The organism is Streptomyces sp. G7(2002) (assembly GCF_028870195.1).
In the GTDB taxonomy this organism is placed as follows: domain Bacteria; phylum Actinomycetota; class Actinomycetes; order Streptomycetales; family Streptomycetaceae; genus Streptomyces; species Streptomyces nigrescens.
Genome location: NZ_CP102609.1, coordinates 7,857,330 through 7,883,158, shown reverse-complemented (window position 1 = coordinate 7,883,158; position 25,829 = coordinate 7,857,330). Strand labels below are relative to the sequence as shown.

Here is a 25,829-nt window from a genome sequence, read left to right as displayed (position 1 = left end):
GGGGTGCCTCCGTTCTAGGCCTGGCCGGGCGGCACCGATTCCAGGGCCCGCGCCAGCCGGTCGCGGGCCTCGGTCTGGGCGGCGATCCGCTCATCGATGACCGCGAGCCGCTCGCGGGCGATACGCAGCCCCTCGGGCGACGGCGCGGCGGTGGTCATATCGCCGTCCAGACAGGGTGTGAAGCAGTGGACGTCGGCGAGCGTGAGCCCTGCCGCCAGGAGGTGGCAGATGTTGCGGACCCGTACGGCCGCGTGCGCGTCGTAGACGCGATAGCCGTTCGCCGCGCGCTCCGAGGTGATCAGCCCCTCGCGTTCGTAGTTGCGCAGTGCGCGCGGCGACGCCCCCGTGAGCTGCGCCAGCTCCCCGATCCGCACCGGATCACCTCCCCTGTCCGGCACCGTTTCTACCAGGGCGGGGCGCGCGGCCCCGCCCCGGCCGCCGGTCCGTCAGCCGACCACCGCTCCCCCGTCGACCGGGAGGACCACCCCGGTCACGAAGGACGCGGACGGCGCGGCGAGCCGGGTGACGGCCCAGGCCACCTCCTCGGGGCGGCCCACCCGCCCCAGAGGGGTGTGCGCGATCTGCCACTCCCGTACGGCCGCCCGCTGCTCCGGGGACCACCCTTGGTGCCGTGCGATCGGGGTCTCGATCGCCCCGGGCGCGACCGCGACGACCCGTACGCCGCGCGGTGCCAGCTCCACCGCCCAGCTACGGGTGAGGAGTTCGAGTCCGGTCTTCGTCGCGGCGTAGACCGAGTTGCCCGGCCAGCCCCGCTGGCCGACCGAGGTGCTGATGTTGACCACCACCCCGCCGGTCCGCTCCAGGTGGGGGACGGCCGCCTGGGTCATCAGTACCGGCGCGACGAGGTTCGTCGCCAGCAGCGGGGCCACCCCTTCCTTGGTGAAGCTGCCGAGCGCCCCGCTGCCCACCACCGCGGCATTGTTGACCAGCACATCCAGCCGGCCGTACGTCTCGACCGCGTGGCCGACGAGTTCCTCGGGCGCCCCGTCCACGGTGATGTCGGCGGCGTACGGCACGATCTCGCCGTCCCCGGCGCCGGCCCCCGCGGCCGTCTCCGCCAGCGGTCCGGGCCGGCGGCCCACCGCCAGCACCCGTGCCCCTTCCGCCGCGAAGGCGTGGGCCGTGGCGCGCCCGATCCCGGTGCCTGCGCCGGTGACGAGCACGACCCTGCGATGCGTTCCGGGCGCGGACGGCCCGGAGTTGCTTGCCTGTTCCATGCCGGGAGTCTCGGACCCTGTCCCCTGGGACAAGGTCAAGCGGCGCCCCGCGCGCGGCCGGAGAAACCCCTTGACGGACCCCCTAACCTCTCGGGCATGGATGGGACCGAGAGGACTTTTGCGCACGTATCCACCCGGCCGCCCCGCCCCGTACGGATACGGGAGATGACCGAAGCGGACATCGAAGCCGTCTCCGCGGTGCGGGTCCGCGGCTGGCAGACGGCCTACCGCGGGCTGATGCCCCAGGCGTATCTGGACGCGATGAGCGTGGCGGCGGATGCCGAGCGGCGGCGGTCGTGGTTCGGACGCCGGTCGCCGGAGGTGTCGGACCTGGTGGCCGAGCGGGACGGGGAGGTCGTCGGCTGGGCGTGCGTCGGTCCGGCCCGTGACCCCGATATCGCCCCGGGAGCCGGGGAGTTGCCCGCGCCGGAGCCGGCCGCGGGCGAACTGCTCGCCCTCTACGTGGCACCCGGTCTGATCGGCACCGGCATCGGACGCGCCCTGATGGCCGCCGGCACCGCCCGCGCCCGGGCGCACGGCTTCCACACGCTGTATCTGTGGGTGGTACGCGGCAACACCCGCGCCCAGCGGTTCTACGAGCGGGCCGGCTTCGTTCCGGACGGCGCCGAGGAGGCGTACGAGGTGGGCGGGAGCAGCGTCCCGGAGCTGCGCTACCGACGCCCGCTGACGCCGGAGCCCTGAACCGTCCGCAACGGTCCGACGGCAGGGAACCGGCCGGAGCGGCCTGCCGAGCGGGAACCGGCCGCAGCGCCCGCCGGCCAGGTACCGGCCGGGCGGAAGCCGGCCTCACGCACTCCGTAGCCGGACAGCCCCTTAGCCGGACAACCCCTGACCGCCGCCCGGCCCCGCCCCCCGCTCCGGGCCGGGGACCCGGCTCGCCGGGCGGGCTGCGCGGGCGTTCTCCCCGTCGTCCGGCCCGTCCGCCGCCGAGGCCCCGTCCGCCGCCGCTGCCCCGTCCGCCGCCGTCACGTCCTCGTGCACCCCCAGCCGCGCCAGGGACGCCGCCGCGGCGGCCGCCAGCCGCGGATGGGTGACGGCGGCGGTGAGTGCGGGGACGGCGCGCCGGTCGCCCAGCGCGCCCAGGCCCTCCACACAGGCGAGCGCCACCCGCCAGTAGGGGTTGTGCGGGGTGAGCAGCCGCTCCAGGGTCGCGATCAGCGCGGGGACGGACTGCGGTGCGCGGAGTTCGGCGAGCAGCCGGACCGGGTGCAGCGCGTAGGCGGTACGCAGCGGATTGGTGGCGAGCGCGGCCGCGGCGCGGGCGGTGCGGGGGTCGCCGAGCCGGCCCAGCGCATGCGCGGCGGTGGCGCAGCGCACCGGGTCGCGGTAGTTCAGTAAGAGCACGAGCGTCTCGAAGGCCCGCTTGTCGCCGGCGCAGCCGAGGATGAAGGCGGCGATCTCCCGGGCCCACAGCGGACGTTCGACGGCGACCAGCATCCGGGCCAGTTCCTCCCGCCCGGCCGGGGTGTTCTTGCGGGCCAGCCCGAGCAGCCGCTCGTAGGCGACCAGATCCTGTGGGGAGCGGAGTTCGGCCCGCACCCGGTCGGTCAACTCGTGGAATTCCTCTTCCATTTGCCGCTCCCCTCCCGCCGGGCCGCCCCGGTTCCCGCGACGTGGCCTGCACCACAGCCTAGTGACCCCCGCTACCCCTGGCGCTCTGGTTACTCACCGGTTAACCTGCTGGAACGAGCAGCACCACTGCTCGGGCGGCCTGGTGACGCAGCCGCCACAGAGTGAAGTCGGTTCGGCACAGCACGACACAGTACGGAGCACACGGCAGGGCCCCGGGACAGGGCTTCCGCCGCGTCTCCCACACCGCCGGCGCTGCCATGGCGCTGCGGCTCCTCGCGGCTTTCCGCCGCTGTTCTGCCGCTGCGATCGCAGGCCTCGCGTCCGCGCGGATACCCCTCAGTCGTCACTTCTCCCCTGCCCTCAGGGGAACACCCTCAGGAGTCTCGCGATGGGCACTCAGTCCACCCCTGATCTCTCAACTCAAGCCCCCTCACTGTCCCTTTCCACCGTGGCCGTCATCGGCCTGGGCACCATGGGCACCGGTATCGCCGAGGTGCTGACCCGGGCCGGCCGTGAGGTCATCGGCATCGACACCGACGAAGCCGCGGCCCGCCACGCCGTCTCCGCCCTCGAATCCGCCACCGCCCGCGCCGTGCAGCGCGAGCGGCTCACGGAGCGGGAGCGCCAGGACGCCCTGGCCCGGTTCCGTACCTTCACCGATCTGCAGGCCGCCGCGGACGCCGATCTCGTCATCGAGGTGGTGCCCGAGGACTACGAGCTCAAGCGGCAGGTCTTCGCCGAGCTGGACGCGGTGGTCCGGCCGGACACCATCCTGGCCACCGGCACCAACGCCCTGTCCGTGACCCGGCTGGCCGCCGATTCGCAGCGCCCCGAGCGGGTGCTCGGTGTGCACTTCTTCAACCCCGCGCCGGCCATGAAGCTGGTCGAGGTGGTCTCCTCGGTGCTGACCGCGCCGACCGCGGTCGCGGCCGTCACCGAGCTCGCCCGCGACCTGGGCAAGGACCCGATCGCGGTGGGTGACCGCCCCGGCTTCGTCGCGGACGGCCTGCTGTTCGGCTATCTGAACCAGGCCGCGGCGATGTACGAGTCCAAGTACGCCACCCGCGAGGACATCGACGCCGCGATGCGGCTCGGCTGCGGTCTGCCCATGGGCCCGCTGGCGCTGCTCGACCTGATCGGCGTCGACACCGCCCGTACGGTCCTGGAGGCGATGTACACCGAGTCCCAGGACCGCCTGCACGCCCCCGCGCCGATCCTGGGCCAGCTGGCCGAGGCGGGGCTGACCGGCCGGAAGGCGGGCCGCGGTTTCTACACGTATGAGGCTCCCGGAAGCGCCACGGTCGTGCCGGACGCGGAGAGCCCGGCGTCCGCCGATGAGCTCGCCGCCGGGCGTACGGTCACCGGCGTCGGTGTGGCCGGTTCCGGGACGATGGCGAGCGGTATCGCCGAGGTCTTCGCCAAGGCGGGCTACAAGGTCGTGCTGGCGGCCCGCAGCCTGGAGAAGGCCGAGAAGGCGAAGGCCAGGATCGCCAAGTCGCTGGGCCGCTCGGTGGACAAGGGCCGGATGAGCGCCGAGACCCGGGACGCCGCGCTGGCCGCGATCACCCCGGCCGGGTCGCTCGACGCGTTCGCCGATGTGGACCTCGCGGTCGAGGCGGTGGCCGAGGATCTGGCGGTCAAGCAGGAGCTGTTCAGGACGCTGGACAAGGTCTGCAAGCCGGGCGCCGTCCTGGCCACCACCACCTCGTCGCTGCCGGTCGTGGCCTGCGCCCGCGCCACCTCGCGCCCGCAGGACGTCATCGGGATGCACTTCTTCAACCCGGCGCCCGCCATGAAGCTGGTCGAGGTGGTCCGTACGGTCCTGACGGCCGACGACGTCCACGCCACCGTGCGGTCGGTCTGCACCAAGGTCCGCAAGCACCCCGTGGACTGCGGCGACCGGGCCGGCTTCATCGTGAACGCGCTGCTGTTCCCGTACTTGAACAACGCGATCAAGATGGTCGAGGAGCACTACGCGACCCTGGACGACATCGACGCCGCCATGAAGCTCGGCGGCGGCTACCCGATGGGCCCGTTCGAACTCCTCGACGTGGTCGGCCTGGACGTGTCACTGGCCATCGAGAAGGTGCTGCACGCGGAGTTCCGCGACCCCGGGCTGGCTCCGTCGCCGCTGCTGGAGCACCTCGTCGCCGCGGGCTGCCTCGGCCGCAAGACGGGCCGCGGCTTCCGTGAGTACGCCCGGCGCTGACGCGTGGCGGCACCCCGGCCCGGCCGGGGGAGGATGGGGTGGACTGCTGGAACCCGACGGCGGTCCACCCCCGCTCACCGGGGCGGAGGTGGCACCTCATGCCGCAGGTCGCGTAAATATGCAGTACCGTCCCCACATGTCCCAGCCCGCTCGTACGCAGCCCTCCGACCCCGACGCCGCCACTCCCGGGACCCGCCGGGCGGCCGCGCAACGGCTCAAAATGCGCCGTGAATTGTCGGCTGCGGCGATGGAGCTGTTCGCGACCAAGGGCTATGAGGCGACGACGGTCGATGAGATCGCGGCCGCCGCGGGCGTCGCCCGGCGCACCTTTTTCCGCCACTTCCGCTCCAAGGAAGAGGCGATCTTCCCCGACCACGACGACACCCTGGTCCGCGCGGAGGCCGTCCTGGACGCCGCCCCGCCGCACGAGAACCCGCTCGACACGGTCTGCCGCGGCATCAAGGAGGTCATGCGGATGTACGCGGCCTCCCCGGCCGTGTCGGTGGCCCGTTACCGCCTGACCCGTGAGGTCCCCACGCTGCGCGAGGCCGAGATCGCCTCGGTGGCCCGCTACGAGCGGCTGTTCACCCGCTACCTGCTGGGCCACTTCGACGAGGGCGCACACCGCGAGGGCGATGACGATCCGCTGCTCGCCGAGGTCGCGGCATCCGCCGTGGTCACCGCGCACAACCATGTCCTGCGGCGCTGGCTGCGGGCCGACGCCCAGGGCGATGTCGAGGCACAGCTCGACCATGCCTTCGCGATCGTCCGGGAGACCTTCGGCGCCGGTATCGGCGCGGGCCGCACCAGCGGTGGGGAGACCCCTCCGGCGTCCGTCTCACGGGAGGGCGAGGTGCTGGTCGCGGTGGCCCGTACGGACGCCCCGCTGGACGAGGTCATGCGCACCATCCGCAAGGCGATCAAAGAGCGGAAGTAGCGGCTCTCCGGCCACCACCGGACACGAGCGCGGCCCGGCACCCTTCGGCTGACCGGGCCGCGACCCGGATGGCGTAACGCCCTCCCCGCACACGCTGCGCACACATCACCTTTCTTTGTGTCACCTCCAGGCCTCCCATCGGCCCTCTTTTGCTCATGCGTGCCGACCAGATGACATCTGAGAGAAATTCTTGGCACTCAGTGTCTTGTCGCCTGGCACGCGGTGTCATACGTTGAAGGTGTCCGGGCGGCCGGCACGCTGATGAACCCACGCGTGCCGGCTGTCCCACCAGCCCTACGTGGCTGTCCGCCCGGATGCCTGCGTCACAGGCACCTCCCAGCTGCCGCTGGGCACCGCGCTCACCCAGCGCTGCCAGGCACCGCGGCCGACGGCTCTGCGACCCCCGCAGAGGCGAAGGCAACGGAGCCACCCCGGCCGAACCGACGGCACCACCTCCGCAACACCCCCGACGTTCCCTCAAGCCGTTCCCTCAACGGACTTCGCCGGAGGCACACCGTGAACGAAATCCTGGACGCAATCCTCGCGCCTGACACCACCAGCGCCGACTTCGCCGGCCTGACCATCCCCGAGTCCTACCGCGCGGTGACCGTGCACAAGGACGAGGCCGACATGTTCTCCGGCCTGGAGACCAAGGAGAAGGACCCCCGCAAGTCGCTGCACGTCGATGAGGTGCCGGTGCCCGAGCTGGGCCCGGGCGAGGCGCTGGTGGCCGTCATGGCCTCCTCCGTGAACTACAACTCCGTGTGGACCTCGATCTTCGAGCCGATGTCGACGTTCGGGTTCCTGGAGCGCTACGGCAAGCTCTCCCCGCTCACCAAGCGGCACGACCTGCCGTACCACGTCATCGGCTCCGACCTGGCCGGCGTGGTCCTGCGCACCGGCCCCGGTGTCAACGCCTGGGGCCCCGGCGACGAGGTCGTCGCGCACTGCCTCTCCGTCGAGCTGGAGTCCTCCGACGGCCACAACGACACGATGCTCGACCCCGAGCAGCGCATCTGGGGCTTCGAAACCAACTTCGGCGGTCTGGCCGAGATCGCGCTGGTCAAGTCCAACCAGCTGATGCCCAAGCCGAAGCACCTGAGCTGGGAGGAGGCGGCGTCGCCCGGTCTGGTCAACTCGACCGCCTACCGCCAGCTCGTCTCGCAGAACGGCGCCGGGATGAAGCAGGGCGACAACGTCCTGATCTGGGGCGCCAGCGGCGGACTCGGCTCGTACGCCACCCAGTTCGCGCTGGCCGGCGGCGCCAACCCGATCTGTGTGGTCTCCTCCGACCAGAAGGCGGAGATCTGCCGGAAGATGGGCGCCGAGGCGATCATCGACCGCAACGCCGAGGGCTACAAGTTCTGGAAGGACGAGCACACCCAGGACCCCAAGGAGTGGAAGCGCTTCGGCAAGCGCATCCGCGAGCTGACCGGCGGCGAGGACGTGGACATCGTCTTCGAGCACCCCGGCCGGGAGACCTTCGGCGCCTCGGTGTACGTCACGCGCAAGGGCGGCACCATCGTCACCTGCGCCTCCACCTCGGGCTACAACCACGAGTACGACAACCGCTACCTGTGGATGTCGCTGAAGCGGATCGTCGGCTCGCACTTCGCCAACTACCGCGAGGCGTGGGAGGCCAACCGCCTGATCGCCAAGGGCAAGATCCACCCGACCCTCTCGAAGACGTACACCCTCGAAGAGACCGGACAGGCGGCGTACGACGTGCACCGCAACCTCCACCAGGGCAAGGTCGGCGTGCTGGCACTGGCCCCCGAGGAGGGGATGGGCGTGCGCGACGAAGAAATGCGCGCCAAGCACCTCGACGCCATCAACCGGTTCCGGAACGTCTGAGGCGACTCGGACTCCGGACCACGAAGATACGGGCCTGATATGACTGAGCGTCAGAAGGATCGTCCGTGGCTGATGCGGACGTACGCCGGCCACTCCACCGCCGAGGCGTCCAACGAGCTGTACCGACGCAACCTCGCCAAGGGCCAGACCGGCCTGTCGGTCGCGTTCGACCTCCCGACGCAGACCGGTTACGACCCCGACCACGTCCTCGCCCGCGGCGAGGTCGGCCGGGTCGGGGTCCCCGTGTCCCACCTCGGTGACATGCGACGGCTGTTCCAGGACATCCCGCTGGACCAGATGAACACCTCGATGACCATCAACGCGACGGCCATGTGGCTGCTGGCGCTGTACGAGGTGGTCGCCGAGGAGCAGGGCGCCGACATCTCCAAGCTGTCGGGGACCACGCAGAACGACATCGTCAAGGAGTACCTCTCGCGCGGGACGCATGTCTTCCCGCCGGGACCCTCGCTCCGGCTGACCACCGACATGATCACGTACACGGTGGCGCACATCCCGAAGTGGAACCCGATCAACATCTGCAGCTACCACCTGCAGGAGGCGGGCGCCACACCGGTCCAGGAGATCGCCTACGCGATGTCCACCGCGATCGCGGTGCTGGACGCGGTGCGGGACTCCGGGCAGGTGCCGCCGGAGAAGTTCGGTGATGTCGTGGCCCGTATCTCGTTCTTCGTGAACGCCGGAGTCCGGTTCATCGAGGAGATGTGCAAGATGCGCGCCTTCGGCCGCATCTGGGACAAGATCACCCGCGAGCGCTACGGCATCGAGAACGAGAAGCAGCGCCGGTTCCGCTACGGCGTCCAGGTCAACTCGCTCGGCCTGACCGAGGCGCAGCCGGAGAACAACGTCCAGCGCATCGTCCTGGAGATGCTGGCCGTCACGCTCTCCAAGGACGCCCGCGCCCGCGCGGTGCAACTCCCCGCCTGGAACGAGGCGTTGGGGCTTCCCCGCCCCTGGGACCAGCAGTGGTCCCTGCGTATCCAGCAGGTCCTCGCCCACGAGAGCGATCTGCTGGAGTACGAGGACATCTTCGCCGGCTCGCATGTCATCGAGGCCAAGGTGGACGCCCTGGTCACCGAATGCCTCACCGAGATCGAGCGGATCCAGGAGATGGGCGGCGCGATGGCCGCGGTGGAGTCCGGCTACCTCAAGTCGCAGCTGGTCTCCGCGCACGCCGAGCGGCGGGCCCGGATCGAGGCCGGCGAGGAGAAGATCGTCGGCGTCAACTGCTTCGAGGGCACCGAGCCCAACCCGCTCACCGCGGATCTCGACACGGCCATCATGACCGTCGACCCGGCGAACGAGGCGCGGGTCGTCCAGGCGCTGCACGACTGGCGGGACAACCGCGACGAGACGCGCGCCCAGGACGCACTGTCGGTCCTGAAGAAGACCGCGGCGGGCGACGGCAACCTCTTCGCGGCGACCGTGGAGTGCGCACGTGCCGGTGTGACGACCGGTGAGTGGGCCTGGGCGCTGCGGGACGTCTTCGGCGAGTTCCGGGCTCCTACGGGCGTCTCCAGCGCCCCCCTGGCGGTCACCGCCGAGGAGGGCAGCCCGCTCGCCGCGGTCCGCGAGAAGGTCGCCAAGACCGCTGCCGAGCTCGGCAGCGGCAAGCTGCGGCTGCTGGTCGGCAAGCCCGGCCTGGACGGGCACAGCAACGGCGCCGAGCAGATCGCCGTACGGGCCAGGGACGCCGGCTTCGAGGTGATCTACCAGGGCATCCGGCTGACCCCAGAGCAGATCGTCTCGGCCGCCGTCGCCGAGGACGTGCACTGCGTGGGGCTGTCGATCCTGTCGGGCTCGCACGCCGAGCTGGTGCCGGACGTGCTGGCCCGGCTGCGCCGCACCGGCGTGGACGACATGCCGGTCATCGTCGGCGGCATCATCCCCTCCGCCGATGCGGCGGCGCTCCGGGAAGCCGGAGTGGCGGCCGTCTTCACCCCCAAGGATTTCGGTATTACGGAGATCATCGGCCGTATCGTCGACGAAATCCGGAAAGCGAACCAGCTCGACCCTCTGGAGGTCCCCGCATGACCCAGGCTCACCGCCTGCGCCCGCGCCGCTCCTGTCTCGCGGTCCCCGGCAGCAACCCGCGCTTTCTGGAGAAGGCCCAGGGCCTCCCGGCCGACCAGGTCTTCCTGGACCTGGAGGACGCCTGTGCGCCGCTCGCCAAGGAGGGCGCCCGGCACCACATCGTCGAGGCGCTGAACGAGGGCGACTGGACGGGCAAGACGCGGGTCGTGCGGGTCAACGACTGGACGACGCACTGGACGTACCGGGACGTCATCACGGTCGTCGAGGGCGCCGGCCCCAACCTCGACTGCATCATGCTGCCGAAGGTCCAGGACGCCCAGCAGATCGTGGCACTGGACCTGCTGCTGACGCAGATCGAGAAGACCATGGGCTTCGAGGTCGGCAGGATCGGCATCGAGGCGCAGATCGAGAACGCCAAGGGCCTGGTGAACGTCGATGAGATCGCCGGGGCCTCGCCGCGCCTGGAGACCATCATCTTCGGCCCGGCCGACTTCATGGCGTCCATCAACATGAAGTCCCTGGTGGTCGGCGAGCAGCCTCCCGGCTATGGGGCGGATGCGTATCACTACATTCTGATGCGCATTCTGATGGCGGCACGCACCTACGATCTGCAGGCGATCGACGGTCCGTACCTTCAGATCAAGAATGTTGACGGTTACCGCGAGGTCGCCGGCCGCGCCGCCGCCCTCGGCTTCGACGGCAAGTGGGTGCTGCACCCGGGTCAGGTCGAGGCCGCCAACGAGGTGTTCTCCCCCTCCCAGGAGGACTACGACCACGCCGAGCTGATCCTGGACGCCTACGAGTGGCACACCTCGGAGGCGGGCGGAGCCAAGGGTTCCGCGATGCTCGGCGACGAGATGATCGACGAGGCGAGCCGGAAGATGGCGCTGGTCGTCGCCGGCAAGGGCCGGGCCGCCGGCATGATCCGCACGTCCAAGTTCGAGGCCCCGGAGGCTTAAGCGCGATGCAGTTCGGCCGCACCTATGAAGAGTTCACCGTCGGCGATGTGTACAAGCACTGGCCGGGGAAAACCGTCACGGAATACGACGACCACCTCTTCTGTCTGCTCACGATGAATCATCACCCGCTGCACATGGACAGCAACTACGCGGAGCAGACCACCGACTTCGGAAAGAATGTCGTCGTCGGTAACTACATCTACTCCCTGCTGCTGGGCATGTCGGTGCCCGATGTCTCCGGAAAGGCCATCGCCAATCTGGAGATCGAGTCGCTGAAGCATGTGGCGCCCACCTTCCACGGCGACACGATCTACGGCGAGACGACCGTGCTCGACAAGACCCCGTCCCGCTCCAAGTCGGACCGCGGCATCGTGCACGTCGAAACCAAGGGGTACAAGCAGGACGGCACCCTGGTCTGCGTCTTCCGGCGCAAGGTCATGGTCCCCACGGCCACCTACATCAAGGAGCGCGGCGGCGAGCAGCCCGGCCGCCCGGAGCTGCAGGCCCCGCCGGCCAAGAAGGAGAAGTAGCCATGACCCGTCTCGCGCAGACCGAGGGCCTGACCGACATTCAGCAGGAAATCCTCTCCACCGTCCGCGATTTCGTGGACAAGGAGATCATTCCGGTCGCCACGGAGCTGGAGCACCGCGACGAATACCCGTCGCAGATCGTCGAGGGCCTCAAGGAACTCGGTGTGTTCGGCCTGATGATCCCCGAGGAGTACGGCGGTCTGGGTGAGTCCCTTCTCACCTATGCGCTGACCGTCGAGGAGATCGCCCGCGGCTGGATGAGCGTCTCGGGCATCATCAACACCCACTTCATCGTGGCGTACATGCTCAAGCAGCACGGCACCCAGGAGCAGAAGGACTATTTCCTGCCGAAGATGGCGGCCGGTGAGATCCGGGGCGCCTTCTCGATGTCGGAGCCCGCACTGGGCTCGGATGTTTCGGCCATTTCTTCCAAGGGTGTGCGGGACGGTGACGAATACGTCCTCAACGGCCAGAAGATGTGGCTCACCAACGGCGGCTCGTCCACGCTCGTCGCCGTGCTGTGCCGTACGGACGAGGGCCACCCGGAAGGCACCGCGCCGCACAAGTCGATGACGACCTTCCTCGTGGAGAAGGAAGCCGGTTTCGGCGAGGTGCGCCCCGGCCTGACGATTCCGGGCAAGATCGACAAGATGGGCTACAAGGGTGTCGACACCACCGAGCTGATCATGGACGGGCTGCGGATCCCGGCCGATCGGGTGCTCGGCGGCGAGACCGGACGTGGCTTCTATCACATGATGGACGGCGTCGAGGTCGGCCGGGTCAATGTCGCCGCGCGCGGCTGCGGTGTCGCCCAGCGCGCCTTCGAGCTGGGTGTTTCGTACGCACAGCAGCGCCACACCTTCGGCAAGCCGATCGCCCAGCACCAGGCCATCCAGTTCAAACTGGCAGAAATGGCGACAAAGGTCGAAGCGGCGCATGCCATGATGGTTAACGCCGCTCGCAAAAAGGACTCGGGCCAGCGAAATGACCTCGAAGCGGGCATGGCGAAGTACCTGGCCTCCGAGTACTGCAAGGAGGTAGTGGAAGACGCCTTCCGCATCCACGGTGGCTACGGCTTCTCGAAGGAGTACGAGATCGAGCGCCTTTACCGCGAGGCCCCGATGCTCCTGATCGGTGAAGGTACCGCCGAGATCCAGAAAATGATCATTGGTCGACGGCTACTCGAGGAGTACCGGATCCAGGGGTGAACATCCCGTTTGGGCCGGTATGGCCTAGACGAAGATCACACCCCGTCATCGTTCTTCGGCCACGGATTGGCTCTGGCTCTTGGCCAGTTGCCGCTCGTAACCGATAGCATCCATGGAAAGCCGCCGTCCCCCGTATCCATAAGCGGCATCCTCCGCTACGAAGGTCATCCATGCCCCACAGCCAATCCTCTGCATCACGCGGTCGTGTCCGCCTCGCGCGCGGAGCGTCGCCGTGGCTCCTGCTGACCGTTGCCACGGCAGCGGTCAGCCTCGCCCGGTCCCGCCGGTCGGGCCGCTGGGCCGCCGTTGCCGTGCCCACCACCGCACTGGCGGCGGGCATGCTGTGGTTCTTCCGGGACCCCGAGCGGGAGATCGCTCAGGGCCGGGTCATCTCTCCGGCCGACGGCGTGGTGCAGAGCATCATGCCGTGGAAGGACGGACGGACTCGCGTCGCGATCTTCATGAGCCCGCTGAACGTTCATGTCAACCGTGCGCCGCTGGCCGGCACGGTGACCTCCGTGGAGCACATCCCCGGCGGATTCGTTCCGGCGTTCAACAAGGAGAGCGAGAACAACGAGCGGGTGGTCTGGCACTTCGACACCGAGCTCGGCGACATCGAGATGGTGCAGATCGCCGGCGCGGTGGCCCGCCGCATCGTCCCCTACGTGCCCCAGGGCACCAAGGTCGAGCAGGGCGAGCGGATCGGGCTGATCCGCTTCGGCTCGCGGGTCGACGTCTACCTCCCGGAGGGCGTCGAGGCCGCGGTCGAGGTCGGCCAGGCCACTACCGCGGGGGTGACTCGCCTTGACCGTGATTGATCCGGAAACACAAGCCGGCTGGGCGCCCGAGACCGACGAGGACGAGGACGACATGCCGCTGTCCACGCGGCTGTCAATAGCGGACACCCTCACCCTCGGCAACGCGATCTGCGGCTTCATGGCCGTGTACTTCACCACCACCGGCGTGCTCATCCCGCACCTGACGGGCAACGAGGACGGCGGGATGGCGCGGCACAGCGCGGCCATGGCCGTGATCCTGATGCTGCTCGCGTCGGTCTTCGACCTCTTCGACGGGCTGGTGGCACGCAAGCTGCGGGCCTCGGCGATGGGGGCCGAGCTCGACAACCTCTCCGACCTGATCAGCTTCGGTCTGGCGCCCGCGTACTTCGTGGTGACCTGGGGCATGGTCACCCAGGACGCGAACCAGCGGGTGTCCGTGGTCGCGGCCGTCGTGGTGCTGCTGGCGGTGGTGCTCCGGCTTGCGCGGTTCTCCTGCGTGCCGATGCGTGACGGCATGTTCCAGGGCATGCCCGGCCCGTTCGGCGCACTGACCGTCGTGGCCATCGTGCTGCTGGAGCTGCCGTTCGTGCCGACGCTGCTGGCGATCGTCGGGGTGGCCTGGCTGATGGTGAGCCGGGTCGAGTACCCCAAGCCGCGGGGCAGGCTCGCGGTGGCGATGCTCAGCTGGATCCTCCTCAGCATGGGCATGCTCACGGCCTGGGCCCTGGACGCCCCGGGCGGCCAGCTGCTGCTGCAGACCGGCTGCTCCCTGCAGGTGGTCCTGGGCGCGATGATCCCGCTGTTCGCGACGGCCCGGAGGGTGAACACCTTCCGCGACAACCGCCGTGAGTCGCGCGCGGAGTCCCGCGCCGCACAGCTTCCCTAGCGGAACGCAGAACAACGCCGCGGGCCCCGAGCGAATCTTTCGCTCGGGGCCCGCGGCGTTGTGGCGGTGCGGCCCGCGGCGGGCCGCACCGCGCCTCAGACCAGGAAGTCCCGCGCCAGCTGCTCCGCCGCCCGCTCCAGCAGCGGCCCCGCCTCGGCCATACAGCGGGCCGGGTCGGGCTCCAGATCCGCCAGGGCGTACGCACGGCGGATACCGGCCGCGGTGAGCGCCTCCTGGGACAGCTGGAGCCGGCCGCAGACCGCGACCACGTCCAGGCCGGCCGCCCGGGCCGCGGCGGCGACACCGGCCGGTGCCTTGCCGTGCAGGGTCTGCTCATCGAGCGAGCCCTCGCCGGTAATGACGAAGGTGGCCTTCGCCAGCGCCGGGGCGAAGCCCAGGACGTCGAGCATCACGTCGATGCCCGGCCGGAAGTCCGCGTCCAGGCCGACCAGCGCGCCGTAGCCGATACCGCCCGCGGCGCCCGCGCCGGGCGCCAGGGCGTGTTCCGCGGCCCGGGGGCCCACCGCGCGCTCCAGCACCTCGGCGTAGTGCGCCAGGGCCGAGTCCAGCGCGGCCACGTCCTCCTCGCTCGCACCCTTCTGCGGGCCGTAGACCGCCGGGGCGCCCTTCGGGCCCGTGAGGGGGTTGTCGACGTCGCTGGCGAGCACGATCTGTGTCGTCGCCAGCCGGGGGTCCAGCCCCGACAGATCGGCGGTGGCCAGGTCGCGCAGCGGGCCGCCACCGGGGGCGACCGGCTCGCCGTCCGCGTCCAGGAACCGCGCGCCGAGCGCCGCGAGCATCCCCGCCCCGCCGTCGGTCGTGGCGCTGCCGCCGACACCGAAGACGATCGAGGTCGCGCCCGCGTCGAGGGCGGCGAGCAGCAGCTCGCCGGTGCCGTACGTGGTGGCCTTCAGGGGCGCGAAGACGCCTCGGGGAAGGTGCTGGAGTCCGGACGCCTCCGCCATCTCCACCACCGCGGTGCCTCCCCCAGCTACCGCTGGGGGTGCCCCCACGCGCATGGCGAAGGTGGCCGTGACCGGCGCGCCCGTGGGGCCGGTGACCCGGGCCTCGTGGCGGGTGAAGCCGGCCGCGAGGGCCGCCGCCACCGTGCCGTCGCCGCCGTCCGCGACCGGGACGGCCGAGACCTCCAGACCGGGGGCCGCGCGCCGCAGACCGGCCGTGACATGCTCGGCGACCTCGACGGCCGTGAGCGAACCCTTGAATTTGTCCGCGGCGATCAGCACATGTGCTGAGTGTGTCCTTGATGCGTCCGCCACCGTGTGACCCCTTGCTTTCGAACTGGCAGTCGCGCCGCTGTGACCTTATCCGGCACGCGGCGCGGCGAACAGGGCACACCGGTCCGCGGTGCCGCCGAGCGCCCCCGGAGTGCGCCCCTCGAAGATCCGCCGGACGGGCGCGGCGCCGGAGCCGCTCCGTCTAGGCTCGCGCCGTGACGACCCTGGACTACGCCGCCTACATCGCCGGTCTGCCCCGTGTGCTCGCGGGCGCGGGCACCCTCTTCCGCGACGCGGAGGGCCGCCTGCTGCTCGTGGAGCCCAACTACCGCGACACCTGGATCCTGCCCGGCGGCACCGTCGAGTCGGACGCCGGTGAATCGCCCCGCCAGGCCGCGCGCCGCGAGACCGCCGAGGAGATCGGCCTGGACATCGAGCCGGGCCCGCTGCTCGCCGTCGACTGGGTACGCAGCAGGCACCGGCCGCCGCTGGTGTTCTACCTCTACGACGGCGGGGTGCTGGACGCCGCCCGGCTGGCCGCGATCCGGCTCCAGGAGGAGGAACTGCTCTCCTGGCGGCTGGTGCACTGGGACGAGGCACAGACCCTGGTCAGCCACGAGATGGCGCTGCGGCTCGACGCCGCGCTGAAGGCCCTCGCGGCCGGCCGCGGCCCGGCAGAACTGGAGGACGGAATTCCGCAGAGCGGGACTGACGGTCCGTCGTAAAAGAGATGGACGGCGGAGCGGCGGTGCTGCCTAGGGTGAGGTTCATGGACGAGATCGCAGCCGAGGTCGCACAGGTGCCGGGAGTTGTCGGGGTGATGCTCGGCGGGAGCCGGGCCCGGGGAACTCATCGGGCGGACTCCGACTGGGATCTGGGTGTCTATTACCGGGGTGAGCCGGATCTGGCGGCGCTGGAGACGCTGGCCGCGGAGGTGACCGGCGGTCCCGTCGAGGTGTACGGGCCGGGGTCCTGGGGTGCGTGGGTCAACGGCGGGGCCTGGCTGGTGCTGCCCGACGGCCGTCATGTGGACTGGATCCTGCGGGACGTCGACCGGGTGCGGCAGGTGTGGGAGGAGTGCCGCGCGGGCCGCTTCGAGATCGGCGTCCAGGCCGGCCACCCGCTCGGCTTCTGGTCCCCCGCCTACCCGGGCGAGGCGGCACTGGGCCGGGTGCTCGCCGACACCGACGGCGAACTGGCCCGCCTCCGCCACGAGACCCAGGACTACCCGGAGGCCCTCCGCAAGGCGCTGACCCGCGACGCGGTCTGGGACGCCGGGTTCTCGGTGGCGATGGCGGGCAAGTCGTACACGGCCGGGGACGTGCTGCATGCGGCCCTGTGTCTGTCCCGCGCCGTCGGCGACCTCGTCCAGGCCCTGCACGCCCACCACCGCGTCTGGTGCCTCAACGAAAAGGGCGCACTCGCGGCGGCCGCGGCGATGCCGGAGACACCGCCCGGCTTCGGTGCCCGCGCCACCGCCCTGCTCAGCGAACTCGGCCGCACGGACGAGGAGTTGCACCGGTCACTGACCGCGGCGGAGGGGCTGGTGGCGGAGGTACGCGCGGTGACGGGCGGCTAGGGCGTGTCCGCAAAGTCCCGTCGTCCGCCCGGAGGGCGGGGCTCGCGGCGTCTGGTGCACTTCGCTCGCTGCGCTCGCTTCGTCTCGGCTCCTCAAAAGAGCCACCGGATGCCGAGCGCGATCGCAAGGCGGAGGGTCGTCCGCGTAGTGGGTCTACGTGGACGATCCCGACAACGCAGCGAGCGTGCGTGCCAGGCGTCGCGAGCCAGGCGGGACTTTGCGGACACGCCCTAGGGCCGGCCGCGGGCTGCGGCGTGTCGGGTGCGTCCGTACGGGACCGCCGTCACCCGCACGCCTCCGCCGGGAACAGGCCGTCCTCCGTCCGTTCGAAGGCGAGCAGCCGGCGCTTGCGGTCGAGGCCGCCGCCGTAGCCGGTGAGGCTGCCGTTGGCGCCGACGACGCGATGGCAGGGGACGATGATGCCGACCGGGTTGCGGCCGTTGGCCAGGCCGACCGCGCGGGACGCCGACGGGGCGCCGAGCCTCTCGGCGAGCTGCCCGTACGAGACGGTCTCGCCGTACGGGATCGCGCACAGCGCCGCCCACACCCGCCGCTGGAAGGGCGTGCCGTGGAGGGCGAGCGGCAGGTCGAAGATGGTCAACTCGCCGCGGAAATAGGCCTGGAGCTGGGCGATGGTCTCGGCGAACGGCGGCTCGTCGGGGTCCGCCGGGTCGCCGAAGGTCTCCTGGGGCGGGCGGTGGCGCTGGTCGGTCATGTAGAGGCCGCTGAGGGCCTCGCCGGCGGCGACGAGGGTGAGCGGCCCCACCGGGGTGCCGTCCAGGACGGTGTGGGTGACGGGGGCGGCGGGTTCGGCTGCGTGAACGGTCATGGTGGTGGGCTCAGTTCTTCGGGAGGTGGTTGATGGGGTGGTCGTCGGTCGCCCAGAGGTACTGGACGGCGTAGGCGCGCCACGGGCGCCAGAGCGCGGAGTGCCGGATGAGGGCCGCCGGGGTGTGCGGCAGGCCGAGGCCGGCGGCCGCGCGGCGCAGACCGAGGTCGGTCGGCGTGAAGGCGTCCGGGTCGCCGAGCGCGCGCATGGCGATGCATTCGACGGTCCAGGGGCCGATGCCCGGCAGCGCCGCGAGCTGCGCCCGGGCGGCGTCCCGGTCGGTGCCGACACCCAGTTGCAGCGCACCGGAGCATAGGGCGGCGATGACGCCGGTGAGGGTGGCCCGGCGGGTACGGGGCATCGCCAGCTGCTCCGGGTCCAGCCCGGCGAGCGCGGCGGCGGACGGGAAGAGATGGCTGAGGCCGCCGCCCGGGTCGTCGATCTGTTCGCCGTGGGCACGGACCAGCCGTCCGGCGTGGGTACGGGCCGCCGCGGTGGAGACCTGCTGGCCGAGGACGGCGCGGACCGCGAATTCGTCGGCGTCGACCGTCCGCGGGACCCGGCGGCCGGGTGCCTTGTCGACGAGCGGGGTCAGTCGCGGGTCCTCGCGGAGCAGTCCGTCGACGGCTTCGGGGTCCGCGTCGAGGTCGAGCATCCGGCGGCAGCGGGCGATGGCGCCGGCCAGATCGCGCAGATCGGTGAGGGAGAGGCGGCAGTCGATGTGGTCGGGGCGGGGTGCGAGGGCGACGATGCCGTGCCCGTAGGGGAGGTCCAGGGTCCGGCGGTAGGCGCCGTCCCGCCACTCCTCGACTCCGGGGACGGCGGTGGCGGCGAGATGCCCGAAGAGGTTGTCGGGGTTGAGCGGCTGGCGGAAGGGCAGCCGCAGCGCGAGCGCACCGGGCACCGTCCCCCGCGGGCCGGGCCGTGCGCGTTGCCGCAGCTCCGTCGGGGACAGGGCGAAGACCTCCTGCACCGTCTCGTTGAAGGTGCGGATGCTGGCGAAACCGGCGGCGAAGGCGACCTCGGCCATCGGCAGTGCGGTGGTCTCCACCAGGAGCCGGGCGGTCTGCGCCCGCTGGGCGCGGGCCAGGGCGAGCGGCCCGGCCCCCAGCTCGGCCAGCAGCTGCCGCTCGATCTGCCGGGTGCTGTAGCCGAGCCGGGCCGCGAGTCCGGGGACGCCCTCGCGGTCGACGATGCCGTCGGCGATCAGCCGCATGGCGCGGGCGACGAGGTCGGCCCGCTCGTTCCACTCCGGGGACCCCGGGCTGGCGTCCGGGCGGCACCGCTTGCAGGCCCGGAAACCGGCCTGCTGGGCGGCGGCCGCGCTCGGGTAGAAGCGCATGTTCTCCGGCTTGGGAGGCACCACGGGGCAGCTGGGACGGCAGTAGATACGGGTCGTGAGCACGGCGGTGTAGAACCAGCCGTCGAAGCGGGCGTCCTTGGACTGCACGGCGCGCAGACAGCGCTCGGTGTCGGTGTGCATGACTTCAGGATTCCTCAGCCGGGGCCCGTTCGGCTGGCGAGAATCCGACATCGACGTCGGGTGACCAGGGAGGGCTCGGTCCTCCTCGGTCCTCGTTCGGTGGAGGGGCCGGGGTCGCTTTCGCGGGGACGGCGCCAAGGACCCGCCGTCCGGCCGCCCGCCGCACCGTTAAGATGAGCTCCACTCAGGCGTCGTCCCGCGGCAGCATGTCATGGGCATGCTGCCCTTTCGGCGTCCGACGCACATGTGCGGACATCACAGAACACTCGGGGGAGCGATGGCCGGTCAGTCCGGATACCACGTCCAACAGGGCGGTATGGACGCCGAGGCGGACAAGCTCGACTCGGCGGGCGACGATACCGGCGACATCAAGTCCGCCATAGCCGACGCGGTCTGCTTCGACGACGACATACTCGGCGGCACCGATTCCGGCCCCGCCTACCGGTCGTTCTCCACCGCCTGGCAGGACGAAGCGAAGACGCTCGAAAGCGCGCTCCACGAACTCGCCGGCAAAGTCCGTGCCTCCCGGTCCAATTACGACCAGGCCGACCACGAAGTGATCGCCCAGGTCAACTCGGCGGGGAGCGCCGGAGATTCCCAGGTGTCGACGAGGCCTGCCGCCGTGACCGGCCCGTCCCCCTTCGGCTGAGCCCGGCCCGCGCTTTCCGTCCCCCGACCGCATCGCACACAAAGGCCTTTCCACACTCGATGGCTGAGCAGGGATCCACCACGGAGCGTCGCGCCAAGCTGGAGGAGTGCTACAAGCGGCTCCTCGACTGCGACGACAAGAACGAGATGATCGCCGAGATCAATACCGCCCTCGCCGTCCCGGCGCCGGTCGGCTCCCCCGGCACACTCGAACTGCTGGGCAAGCGCTACCGCACCCAGTCGAAGTCCGCCGAAGAGGTCGCCGTCAAGGTCGACCAGGTGGCCACGTCGGGCCTGCCGGAGGTCTGGGTGGGGAAATCCGGCGTGGCGGCGTCCGAGGTCGTCCAGGCCGCGGCCCGTGCGGCCCATCAGATGACCGAAGCCCTGCAAAAGGGGGGCAATGCGCTGCTGTCCCTGAGTGACGCGGTCGAGGACGCCCAGAAACTGGACGGGACCGGCCGCGGCCAATTGCGCGAGGCACTGTCCATTCTCGGTGCCGAGGACGGTTTCTTCGACAACATGGTGGACACCGACGAGGAGGAGGACGCGATCTGGCGGGCCGGCACGGTGGCCTGTGCCGGTGTCGACAAGATGCGCTCCGCGGCACGGTCCGCCGACGACGCGGCCCGCGCGGCCGCCCGTGACCTCAACAAGTTCGCCTCCGAGGCGCGGGCCGGCAAGATGCACACGAGTGGCCTCTCCGCCGCCGACAAACTCGCCCTCGCGGACACCGCGGGCCCCTCCGGTCCGGCGGAGATGAACGAGCTGCTCAGCGCGAACGACCTCGAACGCTCCGGTCAGTACATGGAGAAGATGAGCGCCCGCGACCGCGCCGCGTTCGACAGGATGCTCGCCGACTCCAAGTCGCCGCAGGAACGCGCCTACCTGGTCAAGGCATTGGCCGCGGGGTACGACCTGAACGCCGTGTCGGAATTCCAGGGAAAGATCCATGGCAAGGACCCGGCCTGGCTCCAGCGCCACCTCACCCCGGTGACCACCGCCGCGGACAGCATGGACAACGAGGGGCGCGCCAAGGACGGCAGGAACAACAACACCGACGACCAGGCCTTCAACGGCGAACGGTGGTCGCAGGACGGAAACACCTGCGTTCCGTCCTCCACCGTGAGCGCACGGGCCATGGTCGACCCCGTCTACGCCCTTGAACTCACCGGCGGCCCGTCCGGCCAGGAGGACGACCCCGGGGCGTTCCGCGACCGGTTGGGCGCCGAACAGCAGCGGGTGCACGACGAGGGCGACGGGAACTACGACTATGACTTCCCGTTCTCCCGGCACCCCAACGGCATGGACAACGACGGCAAGACCACCGTGGTCGACAAGGAGATCAGCCCGCACACCGGAGCGTCGTACGACTTCCAGGAGACCAGGAGCGCCGATGCCCGGCGCGATGTGCTGCCGGACATCGAGAAGTCCGTGGCCGAGGGCAAGCCGGTGCCGATCGGCGTCGAGGGGTACAACAAGGACGATGAGCGCTCCGGTCACGCGATGATGATCATCGGCCAGGAGGGCGACATGCTCCAGGTCTACAACCCCTGGGGCACCACCACCTGGGTCAGTGAGGACGACTTCGTCAACGGCCGCATGGACAAGGCCTCCGACAACCGCATGCCCGACGCCTACGCCGTCCACCTGCCCGCCGACTGAAGCGATCCATGATGCGTACTCAACTCCCGGGCACCGCCCTTCGCCGGGCACTCACACCGGCACTCACCGCCCTCACCACTCTCGCCGTCCTCACCGCCCTCACCGGATGCGGTCTCATGGGTCCCAGCACGTACGACACGGACGAGACCGCCATCGAGGCCGACTCCGGCGAGGAGTTCACGCTGTCCGTGCCCTCCAACGCCTCGCTCGGCGAACGCTGGTACGTGGCCGAGCCGAAGCCCGCCGCCCGTGTGGTGCGCGCGGCGGGCGAGGATCAGGAGAACTCGGGGAGCGAGGCGGACGGGGCAAGCGGCGGCAGCCAGCTCTTCCGCTTCAAGGCCGTCGGCCGGGGCAGCACCACGATCCGGCTGATCCACTGCCCCGTGCACGCCTGTATCGACCAGGGCGACGACTCGGCAACGGCTTCCCCGCCCCCGCCCGCCGGATCCACGGCCGCACCGGCATCGAGCCGTCCGACCTACCACACCTACACCGTCACCGTGAAGTGACCGATTCCGAGACAGGTATGCATCCCTCACCTCCCCCGGGCAGGACCGACGACGAACTCGCCACGCTGGATGTCACGGCGCTGCTGCGCTACGGCATCGGATTCGGTGGCTCGCACCGCACCACGCTGTTCGGGGACGGGGCGGTGGGCGCCGCCGTCGTACTCGACCGGCAGGGCGTCCTTCCGCGCGCGGTCGCCTTCCTCGCCGAAGTGGTCCGCAGCGGCGGGACCGCGTACGCCGCGACGCTCCCCGAGCCGGTGCCGGGCGACGCCGCCGCACAACTGGTACGTGACTGGCTGCAGTCGGCGGCGTCCCTGGTGCGTACCGTGGAGGGCGACCAGGACGTCGCCCGGTGGCTGGAGTCCGTCTCCGCCCTCATGGCGCTCCGGCTCACCTACCGGACCAGGACCGCCGGACCGGGCAACGGCTGAGCCTGCGTTTTCGCAGGTCAGCGCCCATATCTTGGTACCTGTAGCTCAGCACCCGTCGCGCAGTGGAGGGGGGCGCAGTGGAGGTGGCTCAGTGCAGGGAGCAGGCGCCTTCGGCACGCGGCATCCGTTTCTGCGGCATCCGTTTCTGCCGTAGTCAGTCGACGAGCGCGGCGAACACCGCGTACGCCTGCTCGTCGAAGAGGACGAACCGCACCTCTTCCACCGCCGTCTCCGTGTCCCGCACGGTCTCCACCGCGATGCGGGCGGCCTCCTCCATCGGCCACCGGTAGACGCCGGTGGAGATGGCCGGGAACGCGACCGTCCGCGCGCCCAGTTCGTCAGCGATCCGGAGGGACTCCCGGTAGCAGGAGGCGAGCAGGGCGGAGCGGTCCTCGGTCTCGGAGTACACCGGGCCGACGGTGTGGATGACCCAGCGGGCCGGCAGCAGGCCGGCGGTGGTGGCGACGGCCTGGCCGGTGGGCAGGCCACCGCCGTACTGCGCGGCACGCAGGTCGCGGCACGCGTCGAGGATCTCCGGACCGCCGCGCCGGTGGATCGCGCCGTCCACTCCCCCGCCGCCGAGGAGCGACGAGTTGGCTGCGTTGACCACGGCGTCCACGGCTTGTTCGGTGATGTCGCCCTGGATGAGGGTGAGGGAGGTGCTCATGGTGGCTGAGCCTAGGCGGTGTCCCACGGATCCGCGGGTAACGACGAGCGGGGGCGGGGTGCGGGGCGGGGTTGCGGGGCGCCCGCCCGTGCGGCGGGGCGCCGAACGGGCCGTTGGTCAGCGGTGGTTGGCGCGCAGGCGGCGCCAGACCGCCTTGGCGGCGTAGTGGCCCGACATGCCGTGGACGCCGGGGCCGGGCGGGGTGGCCTGGGAGCAGAGGTAGACGGCGGGGTGCGCGGTTTCGTAGGGGACCCGGGCGAGCTTGGGGCGGATGAGCAGGCGCAGGCCGGCCGCGGAACCGGTGGCGGTGTCGCCGCCGACGTAATTGGCGTTGCGGGCGGCGATCTGCGGCGGGCCGGCTACCGCACGGGCCAGCACGAGGTCGCGGAAGCCGGGGGCGAAGCGCTCGATCTGCCGCTCGACGACCTCGGTGGCGTCGCCCTCCCAGCCGTGGGGGACATGGCCGTACGCCCAGAAGGTGTGCTTGCCCTCGGGGGCGCGGGTGGGGTCGATCAGGCTGGGCTGAGCGGTGATCAGGAAGGGGACGGAGGGGTCCTGGCCGTGGGTGGCGGCGTTGAGCGAGGCGCCGATCTCGCCGCTGGTGGGGCCGATGTGGACGGTGCCGGCGCGCCGGGCCTCCTTGGAGGTCCACGGTGCCGGGGCCGACAGCGCGTAGTCGACTTTGAAGACGCTGGGGCCGTACTTCACGTCGCGGTAGGCATTGCCCAGTCCGGCGATCCGGGCGAGCGCGGTCGGTGAGGTGTCGAAGACATACGCGCGGGCCGGCGGCAGATCGTCCAGCCGCTTGACCTCGAAGTCGGTGTGCACCACTCCGCCATGGGCGCGCAGCAGCCCGGCGAGGGCGTCGGAGATGGCCTGGGAGCCGCCGCGCGGCACCGGCCAGCCCTTGTGGTGCGCGGCGAGCGCGAACATCAGGGCCATACCGGAGGTCCCGAAGCCGCTGAGCGGGGCATTGGCGTGGGCACCGAGCCCGGCGAGCAGCCCGCGGGCCTTCTCGTCCTGGAAACGGCGGTTGAGGAGGCTGACCGGCTGCATCCCGACCAGGCCGAAGCGGGCGTAGGTCAGCGGGTCCTGCGGCAGGCCCAGCCACTGGGTGCGCAGGAAGTCGTGGGCCATGGTGTCCCACTTGCCGACGAAGGGCGCCATGAGCCTGCGGTAGGTCCCGGCGTCGCGCGGTCCGAGGGACATGGCGGTCTCGCCGACGGAGTGGGCGAGCACGGCGGCCGTGCCGTCCGGGAACGGATGCGCCATCGGGAGGTCGGGGTGCAGCCATTCGAGGCCGTGGCGGTCCAGTGGCATGGCGGAGAAGGCGGGTGAACCGATGCCGGTGGGGTGCACCGCCGAGCAGGGGTCGTGGCGGAAGCCGGGGAGGGTCAGCTCCTCGGTCCGGGCGCCGCCGCCGATGGTGCCGCGGGCCTCGAAGACTTCCACGGACATACCGCGGCGGGCCAGTTCGACGGCCGCCGTCAGGCCGTTGGGTCCCGCTCCGATCACCACGGCATCGAGCATCCTCGGCACCTGCGCCACTCCCCTCACGTCCGGCCCTCGTCCTTGAGGGTCAGTTGGCGGCTGCCAGCAGTCCGAGGATACGCCGCGCCGTTTCGGCGTCCCGCGCCGCGGTGAAGGGCAGCGCATTGCCGCCTTCGATACGGAACGGCCGGCCGGCTACCGTGCCGCTCGCGCCGCCCGCTTCATGGACCAGCAGCAGCCCGGCCGCGTGGTCCCAGGCGTTCTCCCAGCTGAAGGCGATGGCGTCGATCTCGCCGCGGGCTATGTGCAGATACTCCAGGCCCGCCGAGCCACAGGGGCGCGGGGCGATACCGCCGGTCTCCAGGGTGGCGAGGACCCGCTTCTGCTCGTCGTCGGTGAAGTCGTAGTGGGACGTGGCGACATCGAGGACCGCACCGGAGGACGGGCTGCCGGCCTGCAGCGGTACGCCGTTCAGCTGGGCGCCGGCGCCGCGGCGGGCGATGGCCATCAGGCCGAGTGCGGGGGCGTACGTCCAGGAGGCCAGCACCTCACCGCGGTGGGCGAGCGCCACGAGCGTGCAGAAGCCCGGGTCGCCGTGCACGAACTGGCGGGTGCCGTCGACCGGGTCGACGATCCAGACGGGGTCGTCACCGTGCAGTGCGTCGAGCACCCGCGGGTCGGCGTGCACCGCCTCCTCGCCGACCACCCGCGAGCCGGGCAGCAGGGCCGTGAGGGAGGCGGTGAGGTGCTCCTCGGCGAGGCGGTCGGCGACCGTGACGAGGTCGTGCGGCCCGTTCTTCTCGACGATGTCCTCGGCGGCGAGCTGCCGGAAGCGGGGCACGATCTCGTCGGCCGCTGCGCGGCGGATCGCGGTCTCGACGGCGGCCAGGTCCAGCGTGGACAGGTCGAGCGACGGCTCGCCGGGGGCGGTGGCCGGGGTCGCGGCGGGCGGGGTGGTGGCAGTCGGGGTAATCGCGGTCTCTCCCGAATCTTGGGTACGAAGTGCTTCGATCATGTGTCCATCGAAACACGAGCCACTGACACGACGGC

The 25,829-nt window shown here is 71.0% G+C and carries 24 protein-coding genes and 1 pseudogene; 16 read left to right on the top strand and 9 right to left on the bottom strand.

Annotation, left to right across the window (positions count from 1 at the left end; all coding sequences use genetic code 11):
- Nucleotides 1–14: 14 nt before the first annotated feature.
- Nucleotides 15–374: a MerR family transcriptional regulator gene (locus NUT86_RS33810; protein WP_274739147.1), complete on the bottom strand. Its 360-nt coding sequence runs from the start codon at nt 372–374 to the stop codon at nt 15–17.
- 72 nt (nt 375–446) lie between these two features.
- The gene (locus NUT86_RS33805; protein ID WP_274739145.1) at nt 447–1,238 is read right to left on the bottom strand and encodes an SDR family NAD(P)-dependent oxidoreductase; all 792 of its coding nucleotides are present in this window, start codon (nt 1,236–1,238) and stop codon (nt 447–449) included.
- A gap of 165 nt (nt 1,239–1,403) precedes the next feature.
- Between NUT86_RS33805 and NUT86_RS33800 the strand changes: the two genes are divergently transcribed.
- A complete protein-coding gene (locus NUT86_RS33800; RefSeq protein ID WP_018090472.1) occupies nt 1,404–1,940 on the top strand; it encodes a GNAT family N-acetyltransferase in 537 nt (178 codons plus the stop codon).
- Nucleotides 1,941–2,243: 303 nt separating this feature from the next.
- Here the strand turns inward: NUT86_RS33800 and NUT86_RS33795 are convergent.
- A pseudogene (locus NUT86_RS33795) lies at nt 2,244–2,831 on the bottom strand (HEAT repeat domain-containing protein); the annotation flags it as partial.
- A 388-nt stretch (nt 2,832–3,219) separates the two neighbouring features.
- On the opposite strand from NUT86_RS33795, the gene NUT86_RS33790 reads away from it, so the two are divergent.
- The 9 genes from NUT86_RS33790 to pssA all read left to right on the top strand — a co-directional run bounded on the left by NUT86_RS33790 (nt 3,220) and on the right by pssA (nt 14,245).
- Nucleotides 3,220–5,040 (top strand): 3-hydroxyacyl-CoA dehydrogenase family protein, encoded by a 1,821-nt coding sequence (locus NUT86_RS33790; protein ID WP_093645323.1) that lies wholly within the window; start codon nt 3,220–3,222, stop codon nt 5,038–5,040.
- 136 nt (nt 5,041–5,176) lie between these two features.
- Nucleotides 5,177–5,977, top strand: a complete 801-nt coding sequence (locus tag NUT86_RS33785; protein ID WP_187412903.1) for a TetR family transcriptional regulator — start codon at nt 5,177–5,179, stop codon at nt 5,975–5,977.
- A 516-nt stretch (nt 5,978–6,493) separates the two neighbouring features.
- On the top strand, nt 6,494–7,831 hold the full coding sequence (gene ccrA, locus NUT86_RS33780; protein ID WP_018090468.1) for a crotonyl-CoA carboxylase/reductase: 1,338 nt from the start codon (nt 6,494–6,496) through the stop codon (nt 7,829–7,831).
- A 39-nt stretch (nt 7,832–7,870) separates the two neighbouring features.
- A complete protein-coding gene (locus tag NUT86_RS33775) occupies nt 7,871–9,883 on the top strand; it encodes a protein meaA (RefSeq protein ID WP_274739142.1) in 2,013 nt (670 codons plus the stop codon).
- Nucleotides 9,880–10,842, top strand: a complete 963-nt coding sequence (locus tag NUT86_RS33770; RefSeq protein ID WP_109894284.1) for an HpcH/HpaI aldolase/citrate lyase family protein — start codon at nt 9,880–9,882, stop codon at nt 10,840–10,842. The genes NUT86_RS33775 and NUT86_RS33770 overlap by 4 nt, the downstream gene beginning before the upstream one ends.
- Before the next feature lie 5 nt (nt 10,843–10,847).
- Nucleotides 10,848–11,372 carry a MaoC family dehydratase gene (locus NUT86_RS33765; protein ID WP_018090465.1) on the top strand — a complete coding sequence of 175 codons (525 nt, stop codon included), beginning with the start codon at nt 10,848–10,850 and terminating at the stop codon, nt 11,370–11,372.
- A gap of 2 nt (nt 11,373–11,374) precedes the next feature.
- Nucleotides 11,375–12,580: an acyl-CoA dehydrogenase family protein gene (locus NUT86_RS33760; RefSeq protein ID WP_018090464.1), complete on the top strand. Its 1,206-nt coding sequence runs from the start codon at nt 11,375–11,377 to the stop codon at nt 12,578–12,580.
- Nucleotides 12,581–12,750: 170 nt separating this feature from the next.
- Entirely contained in the window at nt 12,751–13,398 is a 648-nt protein-coding gene (locus NUT86_RS33755) for a phosphatidylserine decarboxylase (protein ID WP_274739137.1), read from the top strand.
- Nucleotides 13,385–14,245 carry a CDP-diacylglycerol--serine O-phosphatidyltransferase gene (pssA, locus tag NUT86_RS33750; RefSeq protein ID WP_026169773.1) on the top strand — a complete coding sequence of 287 codons (861 nt, stop codon included), beginning with the start codon at nt 13,385–13,387 and terminating at the stop codon, nt 14,243–14,245. The genes NUT86_RS33755 and pssA overlap by 14 nt, the downstream gene beginning before the upstream one ends.
- A gap of 95 nt (nt 14,246–14,340) precedes the next feature.
- Here the strand turns inward: pssA and NUT86_RS33745 are convergent, their stop codons facing one another.
- Nucleotides 14,341–15,489 (bottom strand): glycerate kinase, encoded by a 1,149-nt coding sequence (locus tag NUT86_RS33745; RefSeq protein ID WP_274739135.1) that lies wholly within the window; start codon nt 15,487–15,489, stop codon nt 14,341–14,343.
- Between the two features lie 206 nt (nt 15,490–15,695).
- Between NUT86_RS33745 and NUT86_RS33740 the strand changes: the two genes are divergently transcribed.
- Nucleotides 15,696–16,205, top strand: a complete 510-nt coding sequence (locus NUT86_RS33740) for an NUDIX domain-containing protein (RefSeq protein WP_159485182.1) — start codon at nt 15,696–15,698, stop codon at nt 16,203–16,205.
- Between the two features lie 44 nt (nt 16,206–16,249).
- Nucleotides 16,250–17,059 carry a DUF4037 domain-containing protein gene (locus NUT86_RS33735; protein ID WP_274739132.1) on the top strand — a complete coding sequence of 270 codons (810 nt, stop codon included), beginning with the start codon at nt 16,250–16,252 and terminating at the stop codon, nt 17,057–17,059.
- Nucleotides 17,060–17,342: 283 nt separating this feature from the next.
- Here NUT86_RS33735 and NUT86_RS33730 read toward each other — a convergent pair whose 3' ends face one another.
- Nucleotides 17,343–17,888, bottom strand: coding sequence for a methylated-DNA--[protein]-cysteine S-methyltransferase (locus NUT86_RS33730; RefSeq protein ID WP_159485186.1), 546 nt, complete (start codon nt 17,886–17,888; stop codon nt 17,343–17,345).
- A gap of 10 nt (nt 17,889–17,898) precedes the next feature.
- Entirely contained in the window at nt 17,899–19,371 is a 1,473-nt protein-coding gene (locus tag NUT86_RS33725) for a DNA-3-methyladenine glycosylase 2 family protein (RefSeq protein WP_148588297.1), read from the bottom strand.
- Nucleotides 19,372–19,648: 277 nt separating this feature from the next.
- Between NUT86_RS33725 and NUT86_RS33720 the strand changes: the two genes are divergently transcribed.
- From NUT86_RS33720 to NUT86_RS33705, 4 genes are read left to right on the top strand one after another with little or no spacing between them, the layout of a single operon-like run.
- Complete coding sequence (locus tag NUT86_RS33720; protein ID WP_018090456.1) at nt 19,649–20,020, top strand: hypothetical protein; 372 nt, start codon at nt 19,649–19,651, stop codon at nt 20,018–20,020.
- 59 nt (nt 20,021–20,079) lie between these two features.
- Complete coding sequence (locus NUT86_RS33715) at nt 20,080–21,681, top strand: peptidoglycan-binding protein (protein WP_266444600.1); 1,602 nt, start codon at nt 20,080–20,082, stop codon at nt 21,679–21,681.
- Between the two features lie 8 nt (nt 21,682–21,689).
- Nucleotides 21,690–22,190, top strand: a complete 501-nt coding sequence (locus tag NUT86_RS33710) for a protease inhibitor I42 family protein (protein WP_018090454.1) — start codon at nt 21,690–21,692, stop codon at nt 22,188–22,190.
- Nucleotides 22,191–22,207: 17 nt separating this feature from the next.
- Entirely contained in the window at nt 22,208–22,621 is a 414-nt protein-coding gene (locus tag NUT86_RS33705) for a hypothetical protein (protein ID WP_018090453.1), read from the top strand.
- A 154-nt stretch (nt 22,622–22,775) separates the two neighbouring features.
- On the opposite strand, the gene NUT86_RS33700 is transcribed toward NUT86_RS33705, so the two are convergent.
- The 3 genes from NUT86_RS33700 to NUT86_RS33690 form a co-directional block, all read right to left on the bottom strand.
- On the bottom strand, nt 22,776–23,288 hold the full coding sequence (locus tag NUT86_RS33700) for an O-acetyl-ADP-ribose deacetylase (RefSeq protein ID WP_274739129.1): 513 nt from the start codon (nt 23,286–23,288) through the stop codon (nt 22,776–22,778).
- 117 nt (nt 23,289–23,405) lie between these two features.
- The gene (locus NUT86_RS33695; protein ID WP_274739128.1) at nt 23,406–24,827 is read right to left on the bottom strand and encodes a phytoene desaturase family protein; all 1,422 of its coding nucleotides are present in this window, start codon (nt 24,825–24,827) and stop codon (nt 23,406–23,408) included.
- 40 nt (nt 24,828–24,867) lie between these two features.
- Nucleotides 24,868–25,794: an inositol monophosphatase family protein gene (locus NUT86_RS33690; protein WP_159485196.1), complete on the bottom strand. Its 927-nt coding sequence runs from the start codon at nt 25,792–25,794 to the stop codon at nt 24,868–24,870.
- Between the last annotated feature and the right edge of the window lie 35 nt (nt 25,795–25,829).

What these genes read in the sequence shown, in the direction of transcription:
- NUT86_RS33805 (WP_274739145.1), bottom strand. Translation starts at nt 1,238, where the DNA reads ATGGAACAGGCAAGCAACTCCGGGCCGTCCGCGCCCGGAACGCATCGC.
- NUT86_RS33800 (WP_018090472.1), top strand. Translation starts at nt 1,404, where the DNA reads ATGACCGAAGCGGACATCGAAGCCGTCTCCGCGGTGCGGGTCCGCGGC.
- NUT86_RS33790 (WP_093645323.1), top strand. Translation starts at nt 3,220, where the DNA reads ATGGGCACTCAGTCCACCCCTGATCTCTCAACTCAAGCCCCCTCACTG.
- NUT86_RS33785 (WP_187412903.1), top strand. Translation starts at nt 5,177, where the DNA reads ATGTCCCAGCCCGCTCGTACGCAGCCCTCCGACCCCGACGCCGCCACT.
- NUT86_RS33775 (WP_274739142.1), top strand. Translation starts at nt 7,871, where the DNA reads ATGACTGAGCGTCAGAAGGATCGTCCGTGGCTGATGCGGACGTACGCC.
- NUT86_RS33770 (WP_109894284.1), top strand. Translation starts at nt 9,880, where the DNA reads ATGACCCAGGCTCACCGCCTGCGCCCGCGCCGCTCCTGTCTCGCGGTC.
- NUT86_RS33765 (WP_018090465.1), top strand. Translation starts at nt 10,848, where the DNA reads ATGCAGTTCGGCCGCACCTATGAAGAGTTCACCGTCGGCGATGTGTAC.
- NUT86_RS33760 (WP_018090464.1), top strand. Translation starts at nt 11,375, where the DNA reads ATGACCCGTCTCGCGCAGACCGAGGGCCTGACCGACATTCAGCAGGAA.
- NUT86_RS33755 (WP_274739137.1), top strand. Translation starts at nt 12,751, where the DNA reads ATGCCCCACAGCCAATCCTCTGCATCACGCGGTCGTGTCCGCCTCGCG.
- NUT86_RS33735 (WP_274739132.1), top strand. Translation starts at nt 16,250, where the DNA reads ATGGACGAGATCGCAGCCGAGGTCGCACAGGTGCCGGGAGTTGTCGGG.
- NUT86_RS33730 (WP_159485186.1), bottom strand. Translation starts at nt 17,888, where the DNA reads ATGACCGTTCACGCAGCCGAACCCGCCGCCCCCGTCACCCACACCGTC.
- NUT86_RS33725 (WP_148588297.1), bottom strand. Translation starts at nt 19,371, where the DNA reads ATGCACACCGACACCGAGCGCTGTCTGCGCGCCGTGCAGTCCAAGGAC.
- NUT86_RS33720 (WP_018090456.1), top strand. Translation starts at nt 19,649, where the DNA reads ATGGCCGGTCAGTCCGGATACCACGTCCAACAGGGCGGTATGGACGCC.
- NUT86_RS33715 (WP_266444600.1), top strand. Translation starts at nt 20,080, where the DNA reads ATGGCTGAGCAGGGATCCACCACGGAGCGTCGCGCCAAGCTGGAGGAG.
- NUT86_RS33710 (WP_018090454.1), top strand. Translation starts at nt 21,690, where the DNA reads ATGATGCGTACTCAACTCCCGGGCACCGCCCTTCGCCGGGCACTCACA.
- NUT86_RS33705 (WP_018090453.1), top strand. Translation starts at nt 22,208, where the DNA reads ATGCATCCCTCACCTCCCCCGGGCAGGACCGACGACGAACTCGCCACG.
- NUT86_RS33700 (WP_274739129.1), bottom strand. Translation starts at nt 23,288, where the DNA reads ATGAGCACCTCCCTCACCCTCATCCAGGGCGACATCACCGAACAAGCC.
- NUT86_RS33690 (WP_159485196.1), bottom strand. Translation starts at nt 25,794, where the DNA reads ATGATCGAAGCACTTCGTACCCAAGATTCGGGAGAGACCGCGATTACC.